2 protein-coding genes are annotated in these 2,534 nt (G+C 63.4%); both read right to left on the minus strand.

Annotated features, from left to right (window positions below):
- Positions 1-491, minus strand: a 491-nt coding sequence (locus KK7_RS21300; RefSeq protein ID WP_010546252.1) for a TonB-dependent receptor plug domain-containing protein, incomplete at its 3' end; no start/stop codon positions are given.
- A gap of 259 nt (positions 492-750) precedes the next feature.
- Positions 751-2,534 (minus strand): TonB-dependent receptor (locus tag KK7_RS0119150; RefSeq protein WP_010546253.1); only part of this gene is annotated, 1,784 nt, incomplete at its 5' end.

Below are 2,534 nucleotides of genomic sequence, written 5' to 3' on the forward strand. Positions count from 1 at the left end.
CCGTACAGCGTGCTCTGGGGCCCGCGCAGCACTTCGATCATCGCAACGTCGGGCAGGTCGGTAAAGGCGCGCGCCTGGAAGGCGAGCGGCACGCCGTCGACGGTCACCGCCACCGACGATTCCACGCCGATGCCGAAGGCGAAGGTGCCGACACCGCGCAGGGAGACATTGGAATTGACCGGATTTTCGGCGGTGCGCACGACCAGCGACGGCGCGACCTTGCCCAGATCCTGGAAGTGGCGGACACCCTGTGCCTCGAGTTGCGCCGGCGTCACCACCTGCACCGCCAGCGGCACGTTCTGGATGTTCTCGAAACGCTTCTGCGCCGTCGTCGTGACGATGATCTCGTTATCGTCCTTCACCGGCTTGGCAGCCTGGGCCGGCGCCCCCGCCATATCCCGACGCTCGTCCGCCGTCGCCGCATGGGCCGCGCCGGCAAGAAACGATGCGGCAAGCGCAAGCGTGCGCAGCGAAAACTGGTAACCCCTCATTAATCATGCCCCTTCGAAAGGTGAATCGCGTTCTCCTCTCCCAATGCTGCGCCGGCGCACCGCACCGATGCGACAGGCGTCTTGTTGTTAGAATTGTAGGACAACATCACGGACATGCGGCCTTGTTTGAAAACATTCCGCATTGCAAACGATCGCATTCCCGCCAGTGTGACAAACCGGCCACAGAATATTCAAAGGGCAAAGAAAAGGGGCAGAAGCAATGCTTCCGCCCCCATCTGGCGCCCTCTACGGATCAGGTTCAGTAATTCACGCCAAGCCGGATGCCCGCATAGCGGCGGAAATCGCGCGGGAGGACGGCCTGGGTAGCAAGGGCATTGGGCGCACCCGCCCCCGAACGAGTGTTGAAGTTACCGGCCGTGTTCACCACCGAGCCGTAATATTGCTTGTCGAACAGGTTGTTGACGAACAGCGCCGCTTCCCAGCGACGCTGGTGATCGCGCACGCCGGCGCTGAGGTTGAAGATGCTGAATGCCGGCTGGAACTGCTCGGGATCGCGTGCCGCGAAGGCGACATCGCTCTGATACTGCCAGCTCGCCTGGAGCACCCCGTTCAGCTTGTCGGTCAGTGCGGGCGCGAAGTCGATGCTCGCCGATGCCTTCCATGTCGGCGCCTGGACCGCCTTCTCGCCGGTCAGCACCTGGAACGACGGCCCGCCCTGCGAGATACATCCCTGCGCCGCCGTCTGGCGCGGATAGCATGGCGCGGCCGGGAACGAGGTGTAGGTCGCGTCCAGATACGTCGCCGCACCCGTGAGCGTAAGTTCGCGGGTAACGCGGGCGGCGGTCTCGAATTCGAGACCCTTGGTGTTCAGGCCGCCGACATTGGTCAGGCGGAAGTTCGCCGTACCATCGGGCAAGGGCTCCAGCGTCTGCGCCTGCAGATCGGTGTAGTCGGTATCGAAATAGGTAATGTTGAAGGTCATCCGGCGATCGAAGAACTGGGTGCGGATACCGAGTTCCTTGTCCTTCGAGGTCTCCGGCCGGATCGGGCCCGCGGCGGCGCGGGCGTTGTTGAAGCCGCTGGTCAGATCGTAGGTCTGGCCCTTGTAGCCGGTGGCGTAGCTGCCGAACAGCATCACGTCCGGCGTCGCCTGATATTGCAGGCCCAGGCGATAGGTGGTCGCGTTGTCGCTGGCACGGCCCGCCCACGAACCGTTCGCACGATTGTCGCGGAAGGTGTACTTGACGCGTTCGTTCTGGACGCGACCGCCGACGGTGGCGGTGAGGCTCTTCACGAACTCCCAGTCGATCTGACCGAATGCCGCGATCTGGCGCGAACCCGAGGTGGCGTACCAGTTCTGCTGCGCGAACGCCGGCCCACGCTCGAACGGACGTTCAAAGTTGGTGTTCGCGTAATAGACGCCCAGCGCGTAGCGGAACGCATCCTGGCCCGGCGACAGCAGGCGGATTTCCTGCGTGAACAGCCGGGACTTGAACGCCCCGATCTGGGTGTTGGCGCCGAACGCGCCGGGTGCCGCGGTGTCGTCATGGTCGAGATAGTCGTCGAGACGGAAGCGATCATAGGACGTCAGGCCCAGCACGTTGAGCTTGCCGATGTTGATATCGGTACGGAGCATCGTGCCCCAGCCCCAATATTTCGTGCGCGAATCATAGTTGTTGCTGACGGTCTGGTTGGTCGGGCCGACCTGGACGCCCGGCAGCGCGACGCTCTGGGTGAGTGCCGCCTGCGCGCGCAGCAGCGCCGCCGGGTCCATCCGGATGAACGGGCGGCCGACGGTGGTGTTGCCGTTGAGATAGTTGGCCGAAAGCGTGAAGGTCAGGTCCGGCATGGCCTTCCACTTCAGCTTGCCGCGGGCGCTCGCATTCTCGCGGCCGTTCACCTGCTTGCCGTTGAACAGGTTCTTTACGTTGCCGTCCCAGTTCGAATAGCTGCCCGAGAAGACATAGCCGAGCGTATCATTGATCGGCCCGGTGACGCTGAAATTGCCGCCATATTCGTTATCGTCGGTGACGACGCTGTTCGCCTTGACGTGGAAGTCGCTGGTCGGCTGCGTCGTCATGA

It is taken from the genome of Sphingomonas elodea ATCC 31461, from assembly GCF_000226955.1.
In the GTDB taxonomy this organism is placed as follows: domain Bacteria; phylum Pseudomonadota; class Alphaproteobacteria; order Sphingomonadales; family Sphingomonadaceae; genus Sphingomonas; species Sphingomonas elodea.